This window comes from Angustibacter luteus, assembly GCF_039541115.1.
In the GTDB taxonomy this organism is placed as follows: Bacteria; Actinomycetota; Actinomycetes; order Actinomycetales; family Angustibacteraceae; genus Angustibacter; species Angustibacter luteus.
The window spans coordinates 224,897-250,591 of the sequence record NZ_BAABFP010000002.1 but is presented as its reverse complement, the minus strand read 5'-3'; the positions used below and the strand labels follow the sequence as shown (position 1 = coordinate 250,591).

The 25,695-nt window shown below is 71.8% G+C and carries 19 protein-coding genes; 11 read left to right on the top strand and 8 right to left on the bottom strand.

The window, feature by feature from the left end; translation table 11 throughout:
• Window positions 1-27 precede the first annotated feature (27 nt).
• The 4 genes from ABEB17_RS01240 to ABEB17_RS01225 all read right to left on the bottom strand — a co-directional run bounded on the left by ABEB17_RS01240 (window position 28) and on the right by ABEB17_RS01225 (window position 9,139).
• Window positions 28-1,641: a diguanylate cyclase domain-containing protein gene (locus tag ABEB17_RS01240; RefSeq protein WP_345714730.1), complete on the bottom strand. Its 1,614-nt coding sequence runs from the start codon at window positions 1,639-1,641 to the stop codon at window positions 28-30.
• A gap of 61 nt (window positions 1,642-1,702) precedes the next feature.
• Window positions 1,703-5,431 carry a 1,4-alpha-glucan branching protein GlgB gene (gene glgB / locus ABEB17_RS01235; protein ID WP_345714729.1) on the bottom strand — a complete coding sequence of 1,243 codons (3,729 nt, stop codon included), beginning with the start codon at window positions 5,429-5,431 and terminating at the stop codon, window positions 1,703-1,705.
• Complete coding sequence (gene treS, locus ABEB17_RS01230) at window positions 5,424-7,151, bottom strand: maltose alpha-D-glucosyltransferase (protein ID WP_345714728.1); 1,728 nt, start codon at window positions 7,149-7,151, stop codon at window positions 5,424-5,426. Before treS ends, glgB begins: the two co-directional genes overlap by 8 nt.
• Window positions 7,151-9,139 carry an alpha-1,4-glucan--maltose-1-phosphate maltosyltransferase gene (locus ABEB17_RS01225; RefSeq protein WP_345714727.1) on the bottom strand — a complete coding sequence of 663 codons (1,989 nt, stop codon included), beginning with the start codon at window positions 9,137-9,139 and terminating at the stop codon, window positions 7,151-7,153. Before ABEB17_RS01225 ends, treS begins: the two co-directional genes overlap by 1 nt.
• Before the next feature lie 148 nt (window positions 9,140-9,287).
• Here ABEB17_RS01225 and glgP point away from each other — a divergent pair, with 148 nt between their 5' ends.
• Entirely contained in the window at window positions 9,288-11,873 is a 2,586-nt protein-coding gene (glgP, locus tag ABEB17_RS01220) for an alpha-glucan family phosphorylase (protein WP_345714726.1), read from the top strand.
• Between the two features lie 87 nt (window positions 11,874-11,960).
• Here glgP and glgX read toward each other — a convergent pair whose 3' ends face one another.
• The gene (glgX, locus tag ABEB17_RS01215; RefSeq protein WP_345714725.1) at window positions 11,961-14,102 is read right to left on the bottom strand and encodes a glycogen debranching protein GlgX; all 2,142 of its coding nucleotides are present in this window, start codon (window positions 14,100-14,102) and stop codon (window positions 11,961-11,963) included.
• Window positions 14,103-14,161: 59 nt separating this feature from the next.
• On the opposite strand from glgX, the gene ABEB17_RS01210 reads away from it, so the two are divergent.
• Window positions 14,162-14,605, top strand: coding sequence for a nitroreductase family deazaflavin-dependent oxidoreductase (locus tag ABEB17_RS01210; RefSeq protein WP_345714724.1), 444 nt, complete (start codon window positions 14,162-14,164; stop codon window positions 14,603-14,605).
• On the opposite strand, the gene ABEB17_RS01205 is transcribed toward ABEB17_RS01210, so the two are convergent.
• On the bottom strand, window positions 14,602-15,840 hold the full coding sequence (locus ABEB17_RS01205; protein WP_345714723.1) for a PrsW family glutamic-type intramembrane protease: 1,239 nt from the start codon (window positions 15,838-15,840) through the stop codon (window positions 14,602-14,604). The genes ABEB17_RS01210 and ABEB17_RS01205 overlap by 4 nt on opposite strands.
• Window positions 15,841-15,907: 67 nt before the next feature.
• Window positions 15,908-16,873, bottom strand: a complete 966-nt coding sequence (locus tag ABEB17_RS01200) for a quinone oxidoreductase family protein (RefSeq protein ID WP_345714722.1) — start codon at window positions 16,871-16,873, stop codon at window positions 15,908-15,910.
• 57 nt (window positions 16,874-16,930) lie between these two features.
• Between ABEB17_RS01200 and ABEB17_RS01195 the strand changes: the two genes are divergently transcribed.
• From ABEB17_RS01195 to ABEB17_RS01155, 9 genes are all read left to right on the top strand, one after another.
• Window positions 16,931-17,371 (top strand): T3SS (YopN, CesT) and YbjN peptide-binding chaperone 1, encoded by a 441-nt coding sequence (locus ABEB17_RS01195; protein WP_345714721.1) that lies wholly within the window; start codon window positions 16,931-16,933, stop codon window positions 17,369-17,371.
• Window positions 17,372-17,432: 61 nt separating this feature from the next.
• Complete coding sequence (locus ABEB17_RS01190; protein ID WP_345714720.1) at window positions 17,433-18,212, top strand: enoyl-CoA hydratase/isomerase family protein; 780 nt, start codon at window positions 17,433-17,435, stop codon at window positions 18,210-18,212.
• Window positions 18,212-19,171: a class I SAM-dependent methyltransferase gene (locus tag ABEB17_RS01185; RefSeq protein ID WP_345714719.1), complete on the top strand. Its 960-nt coding sequence runs from the start codon at window positions 18,212-18,214 to the stop codon at window positions 19,169-19,171. Before ABEB17_RS01190 ends, ABEB17_RS01185 begins: the two co-directional genes overlap by 1 nt.
• A 53-nt stretch (window positions 19,172-19,224) precedes the next feature.
• Window positions 19,225-19,923, top strand: a complete 699-nt coding sequence (locus ABEB17_RS01180) for an acyltransferase (protein WP_378227119.1) — start codon at window positions 19,225-19,227, stop codon at window positions 19,921-19,923.
• 131 nt (window positions 19,924-20,054) lie between these two features.
• Window positions 20,055-20,672, top strand: coding sequence for a DUF6318 family protein (locus ABEB17_RS01175; RefSeq protein ID WP_345714718.1), 618 nt, complete (start codon window positions 20,055-20,057; stop codon window positions 20,670-20,672).
• Window positions 20,673-21,109: 437 nt separating this feature from the next.
• Entirely contained in the window at window positions 21,110-21,598 is a 489-nt protein-coding gene (locus ABEB17_RS01170) for a hypothetical protein (RefSeq protein WP_345714717.1), read from the top strand.
• A 140-nt stretch (window positions 21,599-21,738) separates the two neighbouring features.
• Window positions 21,739-23,178 (top strand): ferredoxin reductase family protein, encoded by a 1,440-nt coding sequence (locus ABEB17_RS01165; protein ID WP_378227113.1) that lies wholly within the window; start codon window positions 21,739-21,741, stop codon window positions 23,176-23,178.
• 39 nt (window positions 23,179-23,217) lie between these two features.
• Entirely contained in the window at window positions 23,218-23,688 is a 471-nt protein-coding gene (locus tag ABEB17_RS01160; protein ID WP_345714715.1) for an FMN-binding protein, read from the top strand.
• A gap of 5 nt (window positions 23,689-23,693) precedes the next feature.
• The gene (locus ABEB17_RS01155) at window positions 23,694-24,470 is read left to right on the top strand and encodes an FAD:protein FMN transferase (RefSeq protein ID WP_345715763.1); all 777 of its coding nucleotides are present in this window, start codon (window positions 23,694-23,696) and stop codon (window positions 24,468-24,470) included.
• A 25-nt stretch (window positions 24,471-24,495) separates the two neighbouring features.
• Here ABEB17_RS01155 and ABEB17_RS01150 read toward each other — a convergent pair whose 3' ends face one another.
• Window positions 24,496-25,695 carry a glycosyltransferase family 4 protein gene (locus tag ABEB17_RS01150; protein ID WP_345714714.1) on the bottom strand — a complete coding sequence of 400 codons (1,200 nt, stop codon included), beginning with the start codon at window positions 25,693-25,695 and terminating at the stop codon, window positions 24,496-24,498.

Sequence of the window (25,695 nt, the reverse complement as noted above, 5' to 3'; positions counted from 1 at the left end):
ACGCGGCCCCAGATGGCGACGCGCGCGTCAGGTCGGGAGGTCGCCCAGCGGGGTGAAGGTCCGGTGCAGCAGCGCGGACGCGGCCAGTGCCAGCAGGCTGCCGACCGTGACCACGTCCAGTGCGGCGGACTTGGAGTACAGCTCGAGCAGCCAGCCGTCGTCGCCGTCCCGGCAGCCCAGCGCGACCACGTGGTGCATGGCCATCTCGCGCAGCACGGCCCGCTCGGCGGGGTCGGCCCGCGGGTCCTCGGCGCTGATCGTGAACCAGGTGTCGTGCTCGACGGCGTGCGCGGTGGCCGGGTAGGTGTCCAGCCGGAACTGCGCGTCCACCTGCAGGTCGTAGCTCTGCGTGGAGCTCATCGGCAGCCGGCGCAGGCCCATGGAGTCGGTGGTCAGCAGTCGCGGCCCGGCCAGGTCGACCTTGCTCAGCGACCACTCCTGCAGGTCCAGCGGCGCGAGCATCCGCTCGCCGAGCCAGCGCAGCTTGCCGCCGACGCTCTCGGGGGTGTCCAGGAGCAGCTCGGCGAGGTCGTTGACGACCGCGGTGACTCCAGCGGTCAGCTCCTGCGCGGGGTGCCGGCGGTCGTGCGTGCGGCGTCGGCCGCGGCGGCGCTCGGCCGCAGCGCTGCCCGCGTCCGACAGGTCGGAGGCGACGACCAGCAGCGCCCCGCGCGTCTTGGCGGCGTACTGGGCGGCGTCGGCGGTCTCGAGCGCCGTCTGGGCGCCGATCCCGGCGGTCGCGACCGCGATGCCGCAGCTGATCTCGACCGGGTGCTCCGAGGTGCTGATCGCGTGGGCCGCGGCCTCGACCAGGGTGATCGCGGTGGCCCGCTGCTCGCCCTCGAGCAGCACCACGAACTCGTCACCGCCCACCCGGGCGGTGACCGAGCCGGGCACCTGGCTCGCCCCGGCGGCGAGCGCGTCGGCCGTCGCCACGATCGCGCTGTCGCCGGCCAGGTGACCCAAGGAGTCGTTCAGGTCCTTCAGGTTGTCGATGTCGCACAGCACGACGGTGGCTCCGGGGCCGCCGTCCGCGAGCAGCTCGGCCAACGCCTCGTCCAGCACCCGCCGGTTGCCGACGCCGGTGAGCGCGTCCTCGAAGGCCATCCGGGTCATCCGCTGGATCCGCTCGGCGATCGCCACCATGGTGGCGACCTCGCCGGCCACGCTCACGGCGGCGTCCAGCTGGTCCTCAACGAGCTGCTGGTCGCGGCGGCCGACCCACAGCTCACCCCACAGCCGGTCCCCGACGGTGATCGGCACGCTGAACGCCGACTGGTTGCCGCTGACGGCCAGCAGGGCCCGGGCGTGGTCGTGCAGGTCGAGCGACGCGGTGCTGTAGCGGCACGGCACGCCGGTGAGCACGCGGCTCATCACGGCGTCGGTGGCGACCTCGTAGACCTCGTCGCGCGGGAAGCGGCGGCCCGCCTCGATTCGCGCGCCGACGTTCACCAGGGTGCGGAGCAGCCCGCGGTCACGCTCCCAGCGGGACAGCGACGCGGTGTCCGCGCCCAGGGCTCGCAGGGCGTAGTCGGCCGGCACCGCGAGCAGCTCCTCGTAGCGGGCCTCGGGCTGCAGCACGAGCTCGTGCAGGGCGCGGACCGCTTCGGCCGCGTACGCGGGAGCAGGGGTGGGGGACACGGCTGCTCCTCTCCACGGCGCCCGGTCAGTCGTCCAACCCTACGAGTCGGCTTCCCCGGGCTCAGGCTTGAGCGGGCGAGCCCAGCAGCCACACCGCACCGAGCGGCGGGATGCTGACCTCGGCGGAGGCGGGCAGACCGTGCCAGCCGTCGCCGTCCGCGTCGACGCCGCCGAGGTTGCCCACCCCCGATCCGCCGTACTCCGCCGAGTCGGTGTTGAGCACCTCCCGCCAGCGCCCCGCGAAGGGCAGCCCGATCCGGTACCCGTGGTGCGGCGTCCCGGCGAAGTTGATCACGCAGGCCAGGACGTCGTCGCCGGGCGAGGCGCCGAAGCGCAGGAAGGAGAAGACGTTCCCGGCGGCGTCGTTGGCGTCGATCCAGCGGAACCCCTCGGGGGACAGGTCCTGCGACCACAGCGCCGGGACGTCCCGGTACACGGCGTTCATGTCCCGGACCAGCGAGTGGACGCCGCGGTGCGCGGGCTGGTCCAGCAGCCACCAGTCCAGGCCGTGCGCGTCCGCCCACTCGGCCTCCTGGGCGAACTCGCTGCCCATGAACAGCAGCTGCTTGCCCGGGTGCGCCCACATGGTGGCGAGGTAGGCCCGCACGTTCGCCAGTTGCTGCCACCGGTCGCCGGGCATCTTGCGCAGCAGCGACCCCTTGCCGTGCACCACCTCGTCGTGGCTGATCGGCAGCACGAAGTTCTCGCTCCACGCGTACATCAGCGAGAACGTCATCTGGTGGTGGTGCCACTGGCGGTGGATCGACTCGTGCTGCACGTACTCCAGCGAGTCGTGCATCCAGCCCATGTTCCACTTCAGGCCGAAGCCCAGGCCACCCAGGTGCGTCGGCCGGGTCACGCCCGGCCAGGCGGTGGACTCCTCGGCGATCGTCACGATCCCCGGCGCCCGCTTGTACAGCGTCGCGTTGGTCTCCTGCAGCAGCTGGACGGCCTGCAGGTTCTCCCGGCCGCCGTACTCGTTCGGCAGCCACTCGCCGTCCTTGCGCGAGTAGTCCAGGTAGAGCATCGAGGCCACGGCGTCGACCCGCAGCCCGTCGACGTGGAACTCCTCGCACCAGTAGACCGCGTTCGCGACCAGGAAGTTGCGCACCTGGGGGCGGCCGAAGTCGAAGATGTGGGTGCCCCAGTCGGGCTGGTCACCGCGCCGCGGGTCCGGGTGCTCGTAGAGCGGCTCGCCGTCGAACCGGGCCAGCGCGAAGGCGTCCTTGGGGAAGTGCGCGGGCACCCAGTCCAGGATCACGCCGATCCCGGCCTGGTGCAGGGTGTCGACCAGGAAGCGGAAGTCGTCCGGGCTGCCGAACCGCGCGGTCGTCGCGTAGTAGCCCGTGACCTGGTAGCCCCAGGACGGCCCGTAGGGGTGCTCCATGACGGGCATGAGCTCGACGTGGGTGAACCCGGTCTCGACCACGTAGTCGGTCAGCTGCTGGGCGAGGTCGCGGTAGCTCAGACCCTGCCGCCACGAGCCCAGATGCACCTCGTACGTGCTCATCGGACCGCTGTGCGGGTCGGTCTGCGCCCGTCGCGTCATCCACGCCGCGTCGCCCCACGCGTACTCGCTCTCGGTCACGACCGAGGCGGTGGACGGCGGCGCCTCGGTGGCCCGCGCCATCGGATCGGCCTTGAGCCGTTGGACGCCGTCCGAGCCGGTGATCTCGAACTTGTAGCGGGTGCCGGCACCGACGCCGGGCACGAAGAGCTCCCACACGCCGGTCGAGCCGAGTGAGCGCATCGGGTAGCCCGCGCCGTCCCAGTGGTTGAGGTCGCCGACCAGCCGGATGCCGCGGGCGTGCGGGGCCCACACGGCGAACGACGTGCCGCTGACCTCGCCCATCTGACCGGGGTAGCGGCGCACGTGCGCGCCGAGCACGGTCCAGAGCTGCTCGTGGCGACCCTCACCGATCAGGTGCAGGTCGACCTCGCCGAGGGTGGGCAGGAACCGGTAGGGGTCGTCGGTGGGGAAGGTGGTCAGGCTGCCGTCCGCGCCGTCGTAGCTGACGTCGAGACGGTAGTCGGTGACGTCCTCGCCCGGCAGCACCCCGACGAAGACCCCGTCGTACTCGTGGGTCAGTGGCCAGCGCGAGCCGTCCGCGAGCACCGCGACCACCTCGCGGGCGTGCGGGCGCAGCGCGCGCAGCGTCAGGCCGCCGCCGTACGGGTGCAGGCCGAGGATCCCGTGCGGGTTGCCGTGCGAGCCGTGCACCAGCTCGACGAGCTCGCTGTGCGGGACCGGTCGGGGCGACCCGTCGGACTCGGTGGTGTCGGTCACAGGGTGCTCCTCAGCGGGGGGGTCGTCGGCGAGCAGCCGGTCCACGGCGGCCAGCGGGATCGGCAGCCAGGCCGGTCGGTTACCGGCTTCGTAGACCACTTCGTACAGCGCCTTGTCGAGCTCGAGGGCACGCAGCAGGTCGCTGGACTCGCGGGGGTCGTGGCCGCTCACGTCGGCGTAGCCGGTGCAGAACGCGGCCCGGCAGTCCGCCGCCCAGCGACCGGCCCGTTCGGCGGTCTCGTCGGCGGCACCGCCGACCACCAGGTGTCCGGCCGCGTAGTCGAACGACCGCAGCATCCCGGCCACGTCGCGCAGCGCCAGATCGGGGCGGGTGCGCTCGGCGAGCGGTCGCAGCGGCTCGCCCTCGAAGTCGACGACCAGCCAGCCGCGGTCCCCGCCGTCCAGCACCTGGCCCAGGTGCAGGTCGCCGTGGATCCGGTGCAGCACCGGATGGTGCTGGGGATGGCCGGCCGCTTCCAGGACGCGGCGGGCGGCGCTCTCGCGGCCGGCCAGTGCTGGTGCCTGCCGGACGGCCCAGGCCAGCCGGGCGAGCAGCGCGTCGGCCAGGGCGGCGGCCGCCTCGTCGTCCAGGGGAGTGGTCGGCATCGTCGCTGCCAGGGTGGCGTGCACCCGAGCGACGGTCGCGCCCAGCTCGCGGGCGGCGACGGTGAAGTCGACGCCGTCGGCGACGGCGTCGACGGCCTCCTGCCAGGCGTCGCGGGCACCTGGCACGAACTCCTGCACCAGCGCGAGGTGCCCCTCCAGCAGTCCGGTGGGGGAGGGCCAGCGGCCGGACAGTCGACCGAGTGGTCGCGGCACCAGGGTCGATCCGGCGTCGGCCAGCGCCGACTGGATGACCACGTCGGGGTTCGCGCCCGCGTGCAGCACCCGGAACATCTTCAGCAGCAACGGTGGGGCGAGCGTGCCGTCCGCGTGGGCCAGCTGCAGGACCACCGAGGTGTTGGACTGCTCCCCGGCCAGCACACGGCTGTCCACCAGGTGCCCCACCTGCGACGCGTCGAGGTCCTGCTGGCGGTGCCCGGTCGCCCGGCCGGTGCCCTGGGGACCATCGGAGTCGACCGAACCCTCCGACAGGACCAGGTCGAGGACGGCGCCCACGAAGACCGGGTCGTGCGGGGCGTCGTAGATGTAGCGGGGGCCGAGCGTGCTGTGCTCGGCGACTGCCACCAGGGCGTGCTCGAGACCCGGCAGCGGCTCGGCGCGGTAGGTGAGCGGGACCTGGTAGACCGTCGACCCGCTCGGCCCCGTCTCGTCTCCGGAGGTGTCGGCGACCAGCCAGGTCTCGATGCCCACCTCGCCGCCCGGGTCCTGCCAGCGCAGTCCGCCGATCCGGTTGAGCCGCGGCGTACGTCCCTTGTTCGCGTACCAGCGCTGCCGGGCCACCCAGTCGGGCAGCAGCGTGGCGAACGACGGCGTCATGGTCGCCGGGTTCGGGGTCGCCGGGTTCGGGGGAGCCGGGTTCGGGGGAGTCGGGTCAGCCACGGTCGCCCTCGCGGTTCTCCCGGGTGTCGCCCGGCGTCACGCGCAGCCAGAAGAAGTCGCGTGAGCCCAGCGACAGCAGCAGCTCGCCGTCGGAGCCGACGGCCGGGAAGCCGGACCCGCCGAAGAGGTCCTCCAGCACGTGGCCTGCGTGGTCGAGCAACCGCAGCGCGGTCCCCTGCGGGGTCTGCGCGAGGTTGTTCACGCACAGCACGACCTCCGGCGGCTCACCCTGCGAGTCGTCGTCGATGACCCGCAGGAACGCGAGGACGGCCTCGTTGGAGCTCTCGACCGGCACGTACCGTCCGACGCCGAAGACCGGGTGCCGCTTGCGGATGGCGAGCATGCCGCGGGTCCAGTGCAGGAGCGAGCTGCGGGTGGCGAGCTGGGCCTCGACGTTGACCGTGTTGTAGTGGTGCACGAGCGACTGGATCGTCGGGAGGTAGAGCTTGCCCGGGTCGGCGGACGAGAAGCCGGCGTTGCGGTCCGGCGTCCACTGCATGGGCGTCCGGACGGCGTCCCGGTCGTCCAGCCAGATGTTGTCGCCCATGCCGATCTCGTCGCCGTAGTACAGGCAGGGGCTGCCGGGCAGGGACAGCAGCAGCGCGTTGACCAGCTCGATCTCGGCCCGCGAGCCGTCCAGCAGGGTGGACAGCCGCCGCCGGATGCCGACGTTGGCGCGCATCCGCGGGTCCGGCGCGTACCAGCCGTACATGGCGGCGCGTTCCTCGGTGGTCACCATCTCGAGGGTGAGCTCGTCGTGGTTGCGCAGGAACGTGCCCCACTGGCCGTGCGCGGGCAGCTCGGGGGTGTCGGCGAGGATGTCCACGATCGGGCGGGCCGACTCGTCGCGCATGGCGTAGTAGATGCGCGGCATGACGGGGAAGTGGAACGCCATGTGGCACTCCGGCTCCTCGTCCGTGCCGAAGTACTCGACGACGTCCTTCGGCCACTGGTTGGCCTCGGCGAGCATGATCCGGCCCGGGTACTCGTCGTCGACCATCGCGCGCAGCTTGCGCAGGAAGTCGTGGGTGGCCGGGAGGTTCTCGCAGTTGGTGCCCTCCTCCTCGAACAGGTACGGGATCGCGTCCAGCCGGAACCCGTCGACCCCGAGGTCCATCCAGAACCGGACGACGTCGAACATCGCGTCCCAGACGGCCGGGTTCTCGAAGTTGAGGTCCGGCTGGTGGCTGAAGAACCGGTGCCAGAAGTACTGGCGCCGAACGGGATCGAACGTCCAGTTGCTGGTCTCGGTGTCGACGAAGATGATCCGGGCGTCCTGGAACTTCGTGTTGTCGTCGGTCCAGACGAAGAAGTCGCCGTACGGGCCGTCCGGGTCGGAGCGGCTGGCCTGGAACCACGGGTGCTGGTCGCTGGTGTGGTTCATCACGAGGTCGACGATGACCCGCAGCCCGCGGGCGTGCGCTTGGCTGACCAGCTCGGTGAAGTCGGGCATGGTGCCGAACTCCGGCAGCACCGAGCAGTAGTCCGCGATGTCGTAACCGCCGTCGCGCAACGGGGACGCGTAGAAGGGCGGCAGCCACAGGCAGTCGACACCGAGCCACTGCAGGTAGTCCAGCCGGTTGATCAGCCCGGTGAAGTCGCCCGAGCCGGAGCCGTTGGAGTCCGCGAACGCCCGGACCAGCACCTCGTAGAAGACGGCCTTCTTGTGCCAGTTGGGGTCGTGCCGCAGGCCGGGCGCCGACAGGTTCAGCCCTTCCACTACAGCCCCCTCACGTGCACGATGTGGACGGATTCGTCATGCGGGTCGAGCCGCACGTACACGTTCTCTCCCCAGTGCCAGGTCTGCTCGGTGACCAGGTCGTGAGCCGCGAAGCCGTCGTGCCAGCCCATCCCGAGCAGCGGCATGTCCAGGTGCACGTTCGTCTCGCGGATGCCGTGCGGGTCGAGGTTGGCGATGACGATGATCAGGTCCTCGCGTCCGGTAGGTGACTGGTCGGCGGTGAGCCTGCGGCTGTAGCAGATCACGTTGTCGTCGCCGGTCTGGTGGAAGTCGATGTTGCGCAGGCGTTGCAGCGCAGGGTGGGCGCGCCGGATCTCGTTCAGTCGGGTCAGCCACGCGACGAGGCTGTTCGGGTCCTTCTCCGCTGCGGCCCAGTCGCGGTGCTTGAACTCGTACTTCTCGTTGTCGATCTGCTCCTCGACGCCCGGCCGCGCCACGTTCTCGACGAGCTCGTACCCGGCGTAGATCCCGTACGTCGGAACCATGGTGGCGGCCAGGGCGGCGCGCAGCTTGAACGCGGGTCGGCCGCCGTACTGCATGTACGGCGTGAGGATGTCGTGCGTGGTCGGCCAGAAGCTGGGCCGCATGTAGTCCGCGGACTCCGCGCTGAGCTCGGTGAGGTACTCGGTGAGCTCGTCCTTGGTGTTGCGCCAGGTGAAGTACGTGTACGACTGGTGGAAGCCGACCTTGCCGAGGGTGTGCATCATGGCCGGCTTGGTGAACGCCTCGGCCAGGAAGATGACCTCGGGGTGCTCGGCGTTGACCTGGGCGATCAGCCACTCCCAGAACTGCACAGGCTTGGTGTGCGGGTTGTCGACGCGGAACAACGTGACGCCGTGCTCGACCCACGTCAGGACCACGCGCAGCACCTCGCGGTAGATGCCCTCGGGGTCGTTGTCGAAGTTCAGCGGGTAGATGTCCTGGTACTTCTTGGGCGGGTTCTCCGCGTAGGCGATCGTGCCGTCGGCGCGGGTGGTGAACCACTCGGGGTGAGCGGTGACCCACGGGTGGTCGGGGCTGCACTGCAGCGCGAGGTCCAGCGCCACCTCCAGCCCGAGCCCGCGCGCCTGCGCGACGAAGTAGTCCCAGTCCTCGAACGTGCCGAGCGTCGGCTCGATCGCGTCGTGGCCACCGTCGGGGGAGCCGATGGCGTACGGCGAGCCCGGGTCGGAGGGCAGCGGGTCGAGGGAGTTGTTGCGGCCCTTGCGGTTCGAGGTACCGATCGGGTGGACCGGCGTCACGTAGGCCACGTCGAAGCCCATGGCGGCGATCGCGGGCAGCCGCTCGGCCGCGGTGCGCAGGGTTCCGGTGCGCCAGGTCTCGGAGGCCGGGTCGTACGTCGCACCCTCCGAGCGCGGGAAGAACTCGTACCAGGCGCCGACCAGGGCCCGTTCCCGTTGCACGCGCAGCACCAGGTCGTCGCTCGCGCTCACCATCTCGCGGATCGGGGCGGCCGCCAGCGCGGCGTGCACGGCGGCGGAGGTGCCTGCCGCCAGGCGGGCCTGGGCGGGACGCTTGGTGTCACGGAGCCCCGTGACGGCGTCCTTGAGGGCCTTGGTGTGCACCGGGCCGCGTCCCTTGGCCTTCGCCGCCTGCTCGAGCAGCAGCGCGCCCTCGACGAGCATCAGCTCGGTGTCGACGTCCGCGGCGACCTTCAGCACGGCGTCGTGCTCCCACGTGCCGTACGGGTCGGACCAGCCCTCGACCCGGAAGGTCCAGTCACCCTCGACGTCCGGCACGACGTCCGTGCCCCAGATGCTGAGGCCGGGCTCGATCATCGCCATCGGACGCCGGGCGCGTTCGACCCCACTGGGGTCGACCAGCACAGCGGTGGCCGCCACCGCGTCGTGGCCCTCGCGGAACACGGTGGCGCGGATGGGAACTGCTTCGCCGACAACTGCGCGGGCGGGCCAGCGTCCGGCGTCGACCACCGGGGACACGGACAGGACGGGGATTCGACCGATCACCGGGCCGACGCTACCGAGGTACGAAGGTGGCCGCGACTCTCGGCGATCTTCATCCCGCGCTGTCCAGCATCTGAAACTCCTTGCAGTGGATTGCAAGAAGTGGACTGGAGGGGTCGGAATCCGCACCCTGGGGGTCTAGGCTTGGCCTGTGAGAGCTATCCGCCGATTCAGTGTCCGCACCGTCCTGCCCGAGGCCATCGCCCCCCTGGGCGACCTCGCGAGCAACCTGCGATGGTCCTGGCACGAGCCGACCCGTGACCTGTTCGCCGGGCTGGACCCCAAGCGCTGGAAGGCCGTCCGGCACGACCCGGTCGCCCTGCTCGGCGACCTGGGCACGGACCGGCTCGCCGAGCTGGCCGCCGACCCCGAGTTCGTCGCGCGGGTCAATGCTGCGGCCGCCGACCTGGACGCCTACCTGCACGAGCCCGGCTGGTACACCACCCACGCGGCCGAGGCCGGCGAGGCCGGTGCGCCGCGGGCCATCGCCTACTTCTCGGCGGAGTTCGGCATCACCGCGGTGCTCCCGCAGTACTCCGGCGGCCTCGGGATCCTGGCCGGCGACCACCTCAAGGCCGCGTCCGACCTCGGTGTGCCGATCGTGGGCGTGGGCCTGTTCTACAAGACCGGCTACTTCAAGCAGTCGCTCAGCCGTGAGGGCTGGCAGCAGGAGACCTACCCGGTGCTCGACCCGGACGGCCTGCCGCTCGCCCTGCTGCGCGAGGCGGACGGCACGCCGTGCCAGGTCCGTGTCGCGCTCCCCGGTGGCCGCCAGCTCGTGGCGCACGTCTGGAAGGCGCAGGTCGGCCGGGTCCCGCTGCTGCTGCTGGACTCCGACGTGCAGGCCAACGACGAGGCGGCCCGCGGCATCACCGACCGGCTCTACGGCGGGTCAGGCGAGCACCGGCTCCAGCAGGAGATGCTGCTCGGCATCGGTGGCGTCCGGGCGCTGCGGCTGTGGTCGCGGCTGACCGGAGCGCCGAACCCCGACGTCTACCACTGCAACGAGGGTCACGCCGGCTTCCTCGGCCTCGAGCGCATCCGCGAGCTCGTGCAGTCCGAGCAGCTGACGTTCGACGAGGGCCTCGAGGCGGTCCGGGCCGGCACCGTGTTCACCACGCACACGCCCGTCCCGGCGGGCATCGACCGCTTTGGCACCGACCAGATCCAGACCTACTTCGGTGGCGACAGCGCGCTGCCCGGCGTCCCGGTGGACCGGATCCTGGCGCTCGGCGCCGAGGACTACCCCGGTGGGGAGTCCGGGGTCTTCAACATGGCCGTCATGGGCCTGCGTCTCGGTGGCCGGGCCAACGGCGTCTCGCAGCTGCACGGCGAGGTCAGCCGCACGATGTTCGACGGCCTCTGGCCGGGCTTCGACGACCGCGAGGTGCCGATCACCTCGATCACCAACGGCGTGCACGCCCCGACGTGGGTGGACCACCGGGTCTTCGACCTGGCCGAGAAGCACCTCGGCACCCGGTTGGTCGCGGACGCCAACGTCTGGGACGACGTCCCGCGGGTGCCCGCCGCCGAGGTGTGGGGCGCACGGCGCGAGATGCGCGAGCAGCTCGTCCTCGAGGCGCGGCGGCGGCTGCGCTCCTCCTGGCTGCGGCGCGGGGCCAGCGGCGCCGAGCTCGGCTGGATCGAGAACGTGCTGGATCCCGACGTGCTCACCATCGGTTTCGCGCGGCGCGTCCCGACGTACAAGCGGCTCACCCTCATGCTGCGTGACCCCGACCGGCTGCGCGCCCTGCTGCTGCACCCGGAGCGGCCGATCCAGCTCGTCATCGCCGGCAAGTCGCACCCCGCCGACGACAAGGGCAAGTCGCTGATCCAGGAGATCGTGCGCTTCGCCGACGACCCCGCCGTCCGCAACCGCATCGTCTTCCTGCCCAACTACGACATCGCGATGGCGCAGTACCTCTACCCGGGCTGCGACGTCTGGCTCAACAACCCCCTGCGGCCGTTCGAGGCCTGCGGGACGTCGGGCATGAAGTCCGCGCTGAACGGCGGGCTGAACCTCTCGATCCTGGACGGCTGGTGGGACGAGTGGTTCGACGGCGAGAACGGCTGGGCCATCCCGACGGCCGACGGAGTGGAGGACCCCGAGCACCGCGACGACCTCGAGGCAGCGGCGCTCTACGACCTCATCGAGGGACAGGTCGCGCCGCGGTTCTACGCGCGCGACGAGGAGAGCGGCCTGCCGGGTCGCTGGCTCGAGATGGTCAGCCACACCCTGCGCTCGCTCGGCCCGAAGGTGCTGGCGACCCGGATGGTGCGCGACTACGTCGAGCAGCTCTACACCCCGGCTGCCCGCGCCGGGTGGGCCCTGGACGGCGACGGCCACCCGGGAGCCCGCGAGCTGGCCGCCTGGAAGCAGCGGGTCCGGGCGTCCTGGTCCGGCGTACGGGTGGACCACGTGGAGTCGTCCGGGGTGAGTGACGCGCCGCAGGTCGGCGACGTGCTGTCGGTGCAGGGCTTCGTCTCGCTCGACGGGCTCGACGCCAGCGACGTCCAGGTGCAGGTCGTGCACGGGCGCGTGTCGTACCAGGACGAGCTCACCGACACCCAGGTCGTCACGCTGCACCACGCGGAGTCCTACGAAGGTGGCCGGCACCGGTTCGAGGGCGACATCAAGCTCGCCCGCACCGGGGCGTTCGGCTACACCGTGCGGGTGCTGCCCGCGCACGCCGGGCTGGCCAGCCCCACCGAGCTGGGCCTGGTCGTCAACGCCTGACCACGGCACCGCAGATGTTCCGCTATCCGGGCCCGTCCGTGGCTCATTACCCCGGATAGCGCGACATCTGCGTACGGGTGGCCGGGGCTACGGGGTCGCGGCGTACAGGCGGGTGGACAGCCCGCCGACCTGCTGGACGCCGGACAGGCCCCGTTCCGGGTCGCCCGGGCGCTCCCAGGTGCTGTCCCACAGCAAGTCGTAGGACGTCGCCCAGGGCTCCCCGGGCAGCGTGACCTCGAGGTCGGCCGGGGCGCCGTTCAGCACGAGCAGGAGCGAGCGGTCGCCCGTGGCCCGGCCTTGCAGGAATGCCTGCAGCACACGGGTTCTCGGGTCGTGCCAGTGCGAGTCGTCCATGACCGAGCCGTCGGCAGCGAACCAGCCGAGGTCCAGGGTGCCGTCCTCGTGGCGCGGACGTCCGCCGAAGAACTGCCGCTGGCGCAGGGCCGGGTGCTCGCGCCGCAGCCGCAGCAGGTGGGTGGTGGTGGCGAGCAGGTCCTGCTGCCAGTCCGCCAGGTCCCAGTTGAGCCAGCTCACCAGGTCGTCGCGGCTGTAGGCGTTGTTGTTGCCCCGCTGCGTCCGCCCCAGCTCGTCGCCCGCCGCGAGCATCGGCACGCCGGTCGACAGCAGCAGGGTGCCGAGCAGGTTCCGCACCGAGCGCCGCCGGCGCGCCAGCAGGTCGGCGTCGGCGGTCGTCCCCTCGACCCCGTGGTTCCAGGACCGGTTGTCGTCGTGGCCGTCCCGGTTCCCCTCGCCGTTGTCCTGGTTGTGCTTGTGCTCGTAGGCGGTGGTGTCGGCCAAGGTGAAGCCGTCGTGCGCGGCCACGTAGTTCACCGACGCCAGCGGCCCGCGGTCGCCGACCCCGAACAGGTCCTGCGATCCACTCAGCCGGGTCGCCAGCTCGCGGACGCCGTGCCCGGCCTCACCGCGTCCGGCGCGCGCCGCATCGGCCAGCCAGAAGCTGCGCACGGTGTCCCGGTACCGGTCGTTCCACTCCGCCATCGGCGGTGGGAACTGTCCCGTCCGCCAGCCGTGCGGTCCGACGTCCCAAGGCTCGGCGATCAGCTTCACCTGGGACAGAACGGGATCGGAGCGCATGGCGACCAGGAACGGGTGGTCGGGGTCGTAGCCGTCGTCCCTACCCCGGGCCAGCGTCGTCGCCAGGTCGAAGCGGAACCCGTCGACGTGGCACTCCTGCACCCAGTAGCGCAACGAGTCCAAGGTGAGCTGCACGACGCGCTGGTGCCGGAAGTCGAGCGAGTTGCCGCAGCCGGTGACGTCGACGTCGCGGCCGTTGTCGTCGAGCCGGTAGTACGCGCTGTTGTCCAGGCCGCGCAGAGACAGCGTCGCGCCGTCCCGCCCCTGCTCGCAGGTGTGGTTGTAGACCACGTCGAGGACGACCTCGAGGCCGGCCTGGTGCAGCAGCCGCACCATGCCCTTGAACTCGGCGAGCACCCCGGCCGGGTCGCTCGCGCTGGAGTACGCGGCGTGCGGGGCGAAGAAGCCCAAGGTGTTGTAGCCCCAGTAGTTCGTCGCATGTCGTTGCGCGAGAGCGGGTTCGTGGGTGAAGGCGTGCACCGGCAGCAGCTCGACCGTGGTCACGCCGAGGCGGGTCAGGTGCTCGATGGTGGCCGGGTGCGCGAGCCCGGCGTACGTCCCGCGCAGGTGGTACGGGACGCCGGGCTGCAGCCGGGTGAGGCCGCGCACGTGGGCCTCGTACAGCACGGTCTGCGACCACGGCACGGCCGGCGGGCGGTCGTCACCCCAGTCGAACCCGTCGGACAGCACGACCCCCCGCGGTACGAACGCCGCCGAGTCGTGCGCGTCGCGGACCTCGTGGTCCCCGGCCAGGTCGTCACCGACCACGTGGCCGAACACCTCCGGACGCCAGGTGACGTCGCCGGTGATGCCACGCACGTACGGGTCGAGCAGCAGCTTGTCCGCGTTGTAGCGCAGGCCACGCGCGGGATCCCAGGGGCCGTGCGCGCGCAGCCCGTACGCCGTCCCCGCGGTCAGGTCGGGCACGTGGCCGAAGTGCACGCCGTGCGCCCGCGCGGTGAGCTCGACGCGCCGCTCGGCCGCGCCCGGGCCGGACCCGTCGAACAGGCAGAGCTCCACGGCGTCCGCGCGGCCGGCGTACACCGCGACGTCCGCGCCGCCGCCCGCGTGATCGGGCCGCAGCCGGACGCCGAGCGGTGGGGGCGTCTCGGACTGCCGAGGTGGCTCACTCATCCGGGCAGTCTGTCGCACCCGCGCGGAATCGTCGTCGGCGCGGCGGTGTTGGCTCGGACATGGCACTCCAGGGAACGTACGTACCGAGCCCGAGCAAGCACGCCCGTGACCAGGTGGAGGAGTTCGAGCGCACCGACGGCGCCGAGGCCAACACCATGCGCGGGGTGCCGATCATCGTGCTGACCAGTCGCGGCGCCAAGACCGGGAACCTGCGCAAGACACCACTGATGCGCGTCGAGCACGAGGGCCGCTACGCCGTCGTCGCGTCCAAGGGCGGCGCGCCCGAGCACCCCGTCTGGTACTACAACCTCGCCGCCGATGGCCGCGTCGAGCTGCAGGACGGCGCAGACCGTCAGGAGTACGTCGCCCGCGAGCTGGACGGCGCGGAGCGGGCGACCTGGTGGGAGCGCTCGGTCGCGGTGTGGCCGGACTACGCGAGCTACCAGACCAAGACGGACCGGCTGATCCCGGTGTTCCTGCTGGAGCCGGTGGCCGCCGGCTAGAACGAGCGGTGGGCTCCGGGGGAGCCCTCCCTGGCCGGCAGCTCAGCGGCCGGCAGGTCAGCGAGCGGCAGCTCAGCGAGCGGCAGCTCAGCGGGCGGCAGCTCAGCGGGCGGCAGTTCTCCGTGCGGGAGCTCCGCTACCGGGCCGACGGCCAGGTCCTGCACGATCGCGTCGCCGGCCCGGACGTACCCGACGAACAGCAGCACGATCAGCACGGCGGTGGCCGTGCCCACCCATCCGCCGGACCAGCGGTCGTAGACGCCGTGCAGCACCGCGGCGATGGCGACCCCGACCCCCACCAGCTGCCAGCGCTGGTCCGGCCGCCACCAGGCGAGCCCGATGAAGTAGGCCGACACCGCGGCGCAGCAGCCGTGGAAGAGCCCGTCGGCCAGGAGCCGCCAGATGATCAGGGTGGTCGCGGTGCCGGATCCTCCGCCGACCAGCTGGTACAACGACGAGTACCCGACGGCCTCGATGACGCCGAACGTCAGACCAGACACGGCGCCCATGAACAGGTACATCCGCGTCGTCCACGACGGCTTGGCGAGCAGCATGAAGAGCACGACGGGCAACGCCTTCGCGACCTCCTCGGGCACGCCGACGCCGAAGATCGCCCAGAGCACGTGGTCCAGGTCGGGGGACAGTGCGCGCTCGAGGGCGACGGCCAGTGCGGTGCCCAGCACCGCGACGGTGCCGACGACCTTGACGACGAGCCAGCGGCTGACCGGTTCGGGCCGCACCAGCAGGTGGATCGCCAGCCCCCACATCATCGCGAAGTAGATCGCGAAGCCCCATGCGGCGTGCGAGAAGTCCGGGTCGTCCGCGGTCACCTGCAGCAGCACGAACGGGGCGGTGGCGAAGACCAGGAACCAGGCCGACAGCCCACGGACCGTGAGCAGGTGGCTCCACAGCAGCCGCAGCGGGGTCAGCGCGGACAGCGAGACCTCAGGAAGGGCGGCCCTGGGCGGCCGGACGCCGCGGGTCGCGCGACCTGCCGGGGCCGGGGGCCCGGCCAGGGCGGGAGACGGTGCTCGTCGTGGAGCGACCGGCCGCGCGGTCTGCTGCTGGTGAGTCAGGGACGGGCGGCGCGCCTCCATCGCCGCCTGCTCCCACGGGGGGAGCGGGGCGCCCAGCCGGGCTTGCGGCTGGTCGGGGGCGAAGGCGATCAAGGAGCCGCAGGTCGGGCAGGAGCGGGCGCTCGCGGCGAGGTCGGACCGGCACGCGGGACAGGTCATGGGCAATGCTCCCTTTCAGGACGTCAGGAGCAGTTCGACGTCCCGGAGCGGTGCCTTGATGCGTCATTCAGGTGACGAGGACGATCTTCCCCGGTGCGTGGTGACCCATGAGCGTACGGTGCGCCGCCGCGACGTCCGCGAGTGCGAACTCCGCCGCCACGAGCACCCGGAGCCGGCCCTGACCGGCCTGCTCGAGCAGGGTGGCTCGGGCTGGCATCCGGATCTGCTCGCCGGGGTCCGCCCCGGGTCCGCCGCCCAGCAGGGTGATCCCCAGCTCGGCCCCTCGGCCGAACGCGGCGATGGTGGCGATCCGCTGGCGGTCCGCGACGAGCTCGAGCGAGACGTCGACCGCCTCGTCGGTGCCGACGGTGTCGATCGCGGCGTCCACCCCGGACGGCGCCAGCGCGCGCACCCGGTCGGCCAGGCCGGCGCCGTACGTGACCGGCTCGGCCCCGAGCTCGCGCAGCAGGTCGTGGCCGCTCTCGCCAGCGGTGCCGATCACCCGAGCCCCGGCGTCGACCGCGAGCTGCACGGCCATCAGCCCGACCCCGCCGGTGGCACCGTGCACCAGCACCGTGTCGCCGTCGCGCACCGCGGTGGCGACGACCGTGTGGGTGGCCGTGCCGCCCGTCAGCAGGAGGCCTGCGGCCTGCGCCCAGGTCAGCGACGCGGGCTTGGGCAGCACCGCCGACGCCGGGACGACGATCCGCTCGGCGTAGGCGCCCGACGTCCGGAACACCACCACCTCGTCACCCACCGCGACCGGCCCGACCGGGCCGGTCGCGTCGGGACCGACGGCCGTGACCACCCCGGACGCCTCGAAGCCGAGCCGCATCGGCAGCTTCGCCGGGTCCCTGCCCCAGGTGCCGTTGTACGCCTTGACGTCCGCCGGGTTGGTGCCGGCCGCGCGAACGTCGACGGCGACGTGCCCGGGCCCGGGCTCCGGGACGTCGACCTCGACCAGCTCGAGCACCTCCGGCGCTCCGTAGGCGGTGGCGACGACGGCGCGGGTGGCTCGGCTGGCTGGGCTCATGTCGGCGCCAACCAGCCGACCCGTCGGGGCATTCCGTTCGCGACTACCGTGGAGCCCATGACCGACCCGACCTCGTTGCCCGACTTCCCGCCGTCCCCGAACGAGCGCCCGCTGCGCGGCCGGGTGCTCGACGTCCTGCTGGACGAGGGCTACCGGCCGGACATCGACGACGACGGTGACGTCGCGGTCAAGGTCCAGGGGCAGCAGCTCTACCTGCGCTGCACCGAGGGTGACTTCACGGTGCTGAGGGTCTTCGGCCAGTGGCGGCTGGACGACGTCGTCGGTGACGAGCTGGCCCGGCTGCGCGCCTGCAACTCGGTCTCGTCCCGGCTCTCGGTCGCCAAGACGACCCTGGGGGACGGGATCCTGGTGGTCTCGGCCGACCACCTGGTGACCACCGCGACGCCGCTGCAGATGGTCGTGACGTCCTCCCTCGAGCTGGTCCTGACCGCGGTGAACCTCTGGCACGAGAGCCTGCGCGAGATCACCGAGGGGTAGCGCCGGGCTAGGCTCCCTGCGACCAGCGGCACGACGTACGAGATTCCAGGAGGTGGCACCCGTGGCGGAGTTCGTCCGGCTCGAGGTCGACGGCGGTATCGGCACGATCAGGCTCGAGCGACCCCCGATGAACGCGCTCAACGCCCAGGTGCAGGAGGAGATCCGTGCTGCCGCGGTGGAGGCCGGCGAGCGGCGCGACGTCTCGGCGGTCATCGTCTACGGAGGCGAGAAGGTCTTCGCGGCCGGCGCCGACATCAAGCAGATGCAGCAGATGACGTACACCGACATGGTCGACCGCTCGGGCGCGTTGCAGTCGTCGCTGAGCGCGGTGGCGCGGATCCCCAAGCCCACCGTCGCGGCCATCACCGGCTACGCACTGGGTGGCGGCCTCGAGCTCGCGCTGTGCTGCGACTTCCGGGTCTGCGGCGACAACGCCAAGGTCGGCCAGCCCGAGATCCTGCTCGGCATCATCCCCGGAGCCGGTGGGACGCAACGACTTCCGCGCCTGGTCGGGCCGGCCAAGGCGAAGGACCTGATCTTCAGCGGGCGGTTCGTCGACGCCGCCGAGGCGCTCGCGATCGGCCTCGTCGACCAGGTCGTCGCGCCGGACGACGTGTACTCGGCGGCGCGCACGATGGTGGGCCGGTACGTGGGCGGCCCGGCGTACGCGCTGCGCGCGGCGAAGGAGGCCATCGACCGCGGTCTGGAGTCCGACCTCGACACCGGGCTGGAGATCGAGCGGCTGCAGTTCGCGGCACTGTTCGCGACGCAGGACCGGGCCGAGGGCATGCGCTCGTTCGTCGAGGACGGCCCGGGCAAGGCGACGTTCGAGGGCAAGTGATGAACGAGCCGGGCCCGACGGCCAACCCGCACGCCAGCGCGGCCGAGGTCGAGCAGGCCTGGACGGACACCAAGCTCGCCCAGGTGCTCTACCACGACTGGGAGGCGGGCTCGTACGACGAGAAGTGGTCCATCTCGTTCGACGAGCGCTGCATCGACTACGCGCGAGACCGGTTCGTGGCGGTCGCAGGGGCCACCGGCTGGCCGTACGCCAAGGCGCTCGAGGTGGGCGCCGGCACCGGATTCTTCTCGCTCAACCTGAAGCAGGCCGGCGTGCTCGACGAGGTGCACGTCACCGATCTGTCACCGGGGATGGTGGCGGCCGCGCAGCGCAACGCCGAGCGGCTGGGTTTCACGGTCGAGGGGCGGGTCGCGGACGCCGAGCGGCTGCCCTACGACGACGACACGTTCGACGTCGTCGTCGGTCACGCCGTGATCCACCACATCCCGGACGTCGAGCTCGCCTTCCGCGAGATGCTGCGCGTGCTGCGGCCGGGCGGCCGGTTCGTGATCGCCGGCGAGCCCACCCGGATCGGCAACTGGTACGCCCGCCACCTCGGCCGTCTCACCTGGGAGGCGACGACCCGGATCACCCACCTGAAGCCGTTGCAGGACAAGTGGTCCCGGTCGAAGGAGGAGCTGGACGAGTCGTCCCGTGCCGCCGCCCTCGAGTGGGTGGTCGACCTGCACACCTTCGACCCGGACGAGCTCGCCCGCACCGTGCTGCGAGCCGGCGCGGTCGACGTCCGCACGGTCACCGAGGAGCTCACTGCTGCCGTCGTGGGCTGGCCGATCCGCACCTTCGAGGCTGCCGTGAACCCGGAGCGGCTGGGTTGGGGGTGGGCCCGCTTCGCCTTCGGGTCCTGGCAGCGGCTCGGGGCGGTCGACCGCGCGTTGAGCCGGGTCGTGCCCGACCGGTTCTTCTACAACGTGGCCGTCACGGGCACGAAGCCGGGCTGAGCACCGTCGTGCGGACCAGCTGGCCGGTGCCGGGCGGCGTTCTCGGGGCGTGGATGGTGCGGTTGCGAGACGGTCGCGACCCCCGGCAGGCCCGGTACCTGACGAGTGACACCGTGCGATGGGTGATGCGGCACAAGGCTTTCACCCCCTGGTACCTGGTGCGCTACTGGCGGCTGCTCCTGCTGCGCGTGCGCCAGCCGCACGTGGTGACCCGAGGGATGGTGTTCCTCGGCCGGCGCGTCGAGCTGCACGCCCGGCCCGGCTACGGCCGGCTGGTCCTCGGCGAGTGGGTGCACCTGGGGGACGGGAACGTCCTGCGCGCCCACGAAGGCACCCTGAGCATCGGTGACAAGTGCGTGCTGGGGCGGGACAACACGATCAACTGCTACCTGGACGTCGAGCTCGGCGCCGCGACGCTGGTGGCCGACTGGGTCTACGTGTGCGACTTCGACCACGTCACCGAGGACGTCAACGTGCCGATCAAGGACCAGGGCATCGTGAAGTCGCCGGTCCGGATCGGCCCGGGTGCGTGGATCGGCGTCAAGGCCAGCGTGCTGCGCGGGACGACGCTCGGCGCCGGCTGCGTCGTCGCCGCGCACGCCGTCGCTCGCGGGGAGTACCCGGCGGGGTCGGTCGTGGCGGGGATCCCGGGGCGCGTCGTGCGCGACCGTCAGGCGGCGTACGACGCGGGGCGGGACAAGCGGGAGGCGCTCGCGGACATGGCGCGCAAGCACCGGGCTGCCGGCGCCTGACGGCAGCCCCGCCTGCGCCGATCGTGGCAACGGCGCATCGCCGGCGGTGCGAGGTTGCCACGATCCGGGGTTGTCCACAGATCTCGCGAGATGCGCGCCGCGTTTGCCCCGTTTTGGGTAGGGTCGCGGTCATGATCATCAAGGGGTGGGTGGCGGCAGCCGCCGTGGTCGTGGGGTTGGGGCTGGCGGGGTGCTCGGGCGGCGGGGAGGTGGCGGCTCGGCCGTCGCATCACACACCGACAGCCGAGCCGGGCGGGTCGGCCTCGTCGGCGGGGTCCGCGACAGCGTCGCCGAGCGGGACGTCGTCAGTCGATGCCGCGTACGCCAAGGTGCCCAAGGCCGCCCGAGCGCACACCTACGCGGCCGCCCAAGCCTTCGCGGAGTTCTATGTGGGGCAGTTCAATCTGGCGTGGGCCAAGCCCGATCCCGACGCGATCCGGCCTTACGCCGCAAGCCGGTGCAAGAGCTGTGCTGCATACGCACAGACCGCCTCCGAGTTGGTTCGCGACCACCAGCGTGTCGACGGAGACGTCGTGACTATCCGGGCGTCCTCGTGGATGCCGGAGTCGACCATGCGCACTGCGCTGGTTCGCATCGTCAACGTGCAGGAAGCGCGAAAGGTGCTCGACGCAACTGGGCGAACCGCATGGACGATCAAGCGCGAACCCAACGAGCAGGAGTTCGAGGTCGGCTGGGACAACGGGCGCTGGCTGATCAATGAAGTCAGGTACGTCGAGGTGAAGCGTTGATGCGACGACAGGCTCTCCGCTGGGCCAGCGCCTTCCTCGTTGCCGTGACTGCCCTGACTTTGATCGCCTCGCCTGCCGAGGCACGCCCTCACTGTGGGGGCATCGCCTGTAGCAAGACGACAGGTGGGGTCCGAGTCGATGTCCGAACCAGATCCTCATCGAAATCGCATTCTTCTGCACGGGGCAATCACCCCCGGTCAGTCGAAGCTCGCCTGCTCGCGTGGGACGTGGTTCGGTCGCCGGGTTGTCCGGGGAATGATCCGAACCGTGGCGTCGAGAGCTTCGACATGGCGTGTGCGTACATGACGACATCGTGTGCGAGCCATGGGGATGGCGGGTGGGTGCTCTGGACCTGGCGGCGACCGTTGGATGCCGCTGGCCGGGCCAAGGGTCCGTGGGTGCGGACGGGTTCGGAGTGTCGGTCGCCGGGGGAGGCGATGAAGGCGGCGCGGCCGGGGGTGACGCAGGCGATGTTGCGGCGGGCGTTCGCCCGGTTGGCGTTCGCCAAGCCGATCACCTACGTCCAGCCCGAGGGGAACATCACGTTGGTGAACCTGCCGACGTACTACCAGGTCCGCTGGCCGGCCACCGGCTACCAGCCCGGTGAGGTCGCCACCATCACCCTGCTCGGGCGCACCGTGCAGATCCGCCCCCAGGCCAGCACCTACACCTACGACTTCGGCGACGGCCACCACCAGGGCCCCACCGCCAACCCCGGCGGGACCTACCCGCGGGGCACGATCCGGCACACCTACCTGGACCACGGCCACGCCGACGTGCACGTCCAAGCCGCCTACACCGGCCAGTACCGACTACCCGGCGACACCTGGCAGGACATCGACCTCACCGTCCCCATCACCGGCCCACCCGTCGACGTCCAGATCAAACAAGCCCACGCCGTCCTCCTCGACCACTCGACCGGATAGTCGGCCACCACCCGGTAACCCGCTCCGCCGGTGCTTCGTACGGTCGCTCCAGTCCGCTCTCAGGAAAGTCCCAGAAGGGCCGTGCACGATCGACCCACGACGGCTCGCAGCAGGCGCGCCGCGAGGGAAGGCGGGCCACGATGACCATGACGTCTCGCCACCGACCTCTGCCCGCGCTGGCCGCCCCCGTCAGCCCCCCGGTCGCCCAGCCCACGCCGCTGCGACCCTCGGCCACGCAGCCGTGGCACCGGGACGTCATCGGCCTGCTGACCTGGGCGAGCGTCCTGGTCGTCGTGGCGCTGTGGGTATCCGATGGGCAACTGCAAGAGCTGGGCGGTTGGGCGTCTGGGGTGAACAGCATCGGCCGGCTCGCCGGGCTGGTGTCCGCCGACCTGCTGCTCATCCAGGTGCTGCTGATGGCTCGGCTCCCGTTGGTGGAGCGCACCTACGGTCAGGACGAGCTCGCTCGTCGGCACCGGCTGGTCGGGTTCACCTCGCTGAACCTCATGGTCGTGCACATCCTGCTGATCACGCTCGGCTACGCGTCCCAGGACGGCAAGAACCCCTTCGCCGAGCTGTGGGACCTGGTCGTCGACTACCCGGGGATGCTGCTGGCCGCGGCGGCGACGGTGCTGCTGGTCATGGTCGCCGTCACCAGCATCAAGCGTTCCCGTCGAAAGCTGCGCTACGAGTCCTGGCACCTGCTGCACCTCTACGCCTACCTCGGCGTAGGCCTGGCGCTGCCCCACCAGCTGTGGACCGGTGAGGACTTCCTGACCCACTGGTTCGCCACGGTCTACTGGTGGTCGCTGTGGATCGCCGCTGCCGCCGCGATCCTGGTGTTCCGGGTCGGTCTTCCGATCTACCGGACGGTGCGCCACGACCTGCGGGTCGCCTCCGTCGTCGAGGAAGGCCCCGGCATCATCTCCGTCACGATGACCGGACGTCACCTGCACCGGCTGCCCGTCGCCGCCGGCCAGTTCCTCATCTGGCGATTCCTGTCTGGCCCGGGCCGCACCCGTGGACACCCGTACTCGCTCTCCGCGGCGCCGACCGGCAGCTCTCTGCGGATCACGGTGAAGGACCTCGGCGACGACAGCGGCGCGCTGCGGCACATCCGCCCGGGCAGCCGGGTGGCCATCGAAGGCCCGTTCGGCCGGTTGCACCCAGGTGTCCGGACCCGCCGCAAGGTGACCCTGCTGGCCAGTGGCATCGGCGTCACCCCGCTTCGCGGGCTGCTCGAGGCCCTGCCGCAAGACCCGGGCGACGTGACGCTCGTGTACCGGGCCAGCAGCGAGCAGGACGTCGTGTTCCGGCGCGAGATCGAGCTGCTCTCCGCCGCGACCGGTGCTCGCGTGGTCTTCGTGCTGGGGAACCGGATCGCCGACCGATCGACCTGGTTGCCGCAGTACGCGGCCCACCTGTCCGACGTCGAGGCGCTGGTGCGCTTGGTTCCCGACATCGCCGAGCACGACGTGTACGTCTGCGGCGCACAGGGCTGGGTGGACTCCATGAAAGCCGCGGCGCTGGACGCCGGGGTGCCGCAGCGACACATCCACGAAGAACGCTTCAGCTGGTGACGAGGAGATAGACCCGTGCGACGCATCACCTTCGCCCTGATGAGCACCGTGACCGCCCTGGTCCTGCTGTTCAGCTACCACACCAGCACGAGCTCGCAGCTGTCCGCGGCTCCGCAGGCGGCCGCCCACGCCGGCACCTCGTCATCCGGCACCTCGTCATCCGGCACCTCGTCCTCTGGGGACACGTCGACGTCGGGTGACTCCTCGTCGAGTGGGTCGTCGTCCGACAGCGGCACGACCGTCTACACGGGCGACTCGGTGGACACCCGCTGGGGACCGGTGCAGGTCGCGATCACGGTGTCGGGCGGCAAGATCACGAAGGCGGACGCCGTCGTCTACCCGACCGAGAACCCCCGCGACCAGGAGATCAACTCCTACGCCGTCCCGCAGCTGAACTCCGAGGCGGTGCAGAGCCAGAGCGGCAGCATCGACGCCGTCAGCGGCGCGACCGTGACGAGCGACGGCTACATCCAGTCGCTGCAGTCGGCGATCGACCAGGCAAACCTGTGACGACCATGCTGCCGGAAGGGGTGGAGCAGCCCCGGCAGGCCTTCGTGCAGCAGGTGATGGGGCTGCCGGTCAGCGTGCACGTGCGCGGTCCGCAAGCCCGGGGCGACGAGGTCGCGGCGGCGGTCGAGGCGTTCTTCGCCGCGCTGCGCGACGACGACGCCCGGTTCAGCACGTGGCGACCGGACAGTCCGGTGAGCCGGATCCGCCGGGGCGACCTGACCCTCGCGGACGCCGAGCCACGGGTTCGTGAGGTCGCCGCCCTCTGCGAGGAGGCTGCGCGCCGAACGGACGGGGCCTTCTCGGCCTGGCTGCCGGGCCCCGACGGCGTCCCCACCTTCGACCCGACCGGCCTGGTCAAGGGCTGGGCCGTGGAGCAGGCGTTCGACGAGCTGCGGAACCGGGTGGCCGAGGGAGAACCGCACGACCTGCTGGTGTCCGCCGGCGGCGACGTCGTCGTGGCCTGCGCCCGCACCGACACCCCGGACTGGACGATCGGCATCGAGGACCCTCAGGACCGTAGCCGGGTCCTGCGCACGGTCGGCCTTCGACGAGGGGCGGTCGCGACGTCCGGGACGGCGGCTCGCGGGCAGCACGTCATCGACCCGGCCAGTGGGGCGCCGCCGTCGGGCCTGCTGTCGGCGACCGTGATCGGCCCAGACCTGACCTGGGCCGACGTGTACGCCACCGCCGCGTTCGTCCGCGGTGCGCAGGCGCAGGAGTGGATCGCGACGCTCCCGGATCACGTCGCGGTGCTGGTGGGAGCCGACGGAGCGGTTCAGTAGCGGCGTCCAACGGCACAACCGCGGCCTAGCTCGTCGGCCGCCCGGCCCCGCGATAGACGGACTCGACGCAGCGGGCGACCCGCTCCCAGGTGCGCTCCGCGGCGGCCAGCTGGCCGGCGGCTGCCAACCCTTGCGTCCCAAGGGGATCGGCGAGCAGGTCACCGAGGATCGCGGCCAGGTGGTCGACGTCCCCGGGCGCGAACGACCGGCCCGTGACGGCGTCCTGGACGGTGTCGGCCAGCCCACCGACCGCGGTGGCGACCACGGCCGCGCCGCTGGCCTGAGCCTCCAACGCGATCAGACCGAACGGTTCGTACCGGCTCGGCACGACGACTGCGTCCGCGGCCGCGAGCAACGCGGCCAGCTGGGGCGGGTCGAGCCGACCGGCGAACAGGACGTCGGCGCCCACCTCGTCGCCCAGGGCCACCAGGGTCGGTTGGTACGAGCCGGCACCGGCCAGCACCACCCGCACCGGGCCGGCGGCCCGGGTCAGCCCGGGGACGGCGCGCAACAGGGTGGAGAAGCCCTTCTCCCATTCGAGTCGGCCGGCCGCGACCAGGAGTGATCGGTCCGGCGAGAACCGTTGCCGCGCAACGGCCCGGACCTCGGGGTCGACCCGCCAGGCTGGTGCGTCGACCGCGCCGGGGACGACCGTGAGGTCACGAGGGTCCCGCCCGAGGTGGGCAACCTCGTCGACCATCGCCGCCGAGCAGACCGTCACCGCGTCGGCGACGTGGACCGCGGTGCGCTCCGTCTCGTCGATCGCCCGGGCCAGCGCGGTGTCCAGCCGGCCGAACCGCCGACCCCGCTCAGTGGCGTGCACCGTCAGCACCATCGGCACCGCCATGGCGTGGGCGGCGCCCCGGCCGCTGCTCCCGGTCATCCAGTCGTGCGCGTGCACCACGTCGGCCTGCTGCCGCAGAGCGAGGTGCAGCAGCTCGCCCGCCAGGGCGCCGACCGCGTCCAGCACCTCGTTCTTGGCCTCGGGCGCGATCGGGCCCGGCAGTCGCTTCGGCACCGGGACGCGCAGCACCCGCACCCCTTCGGCGGTCTCCTCGTCTGCCGCACTACCCGGGCCTGGCGAGGCGAAGAGGTCGGCTCCCGGCGCGATCACCGTGACGTCGTGCCCGGCGGCGGCCTGGGCGCGAGCCAGCCCGTGCACGTACCGGCCCAGACCGCCGTGCACGAAGGGTGGGTACTCGAAGGTCAGGTGCAGGATCCGCAT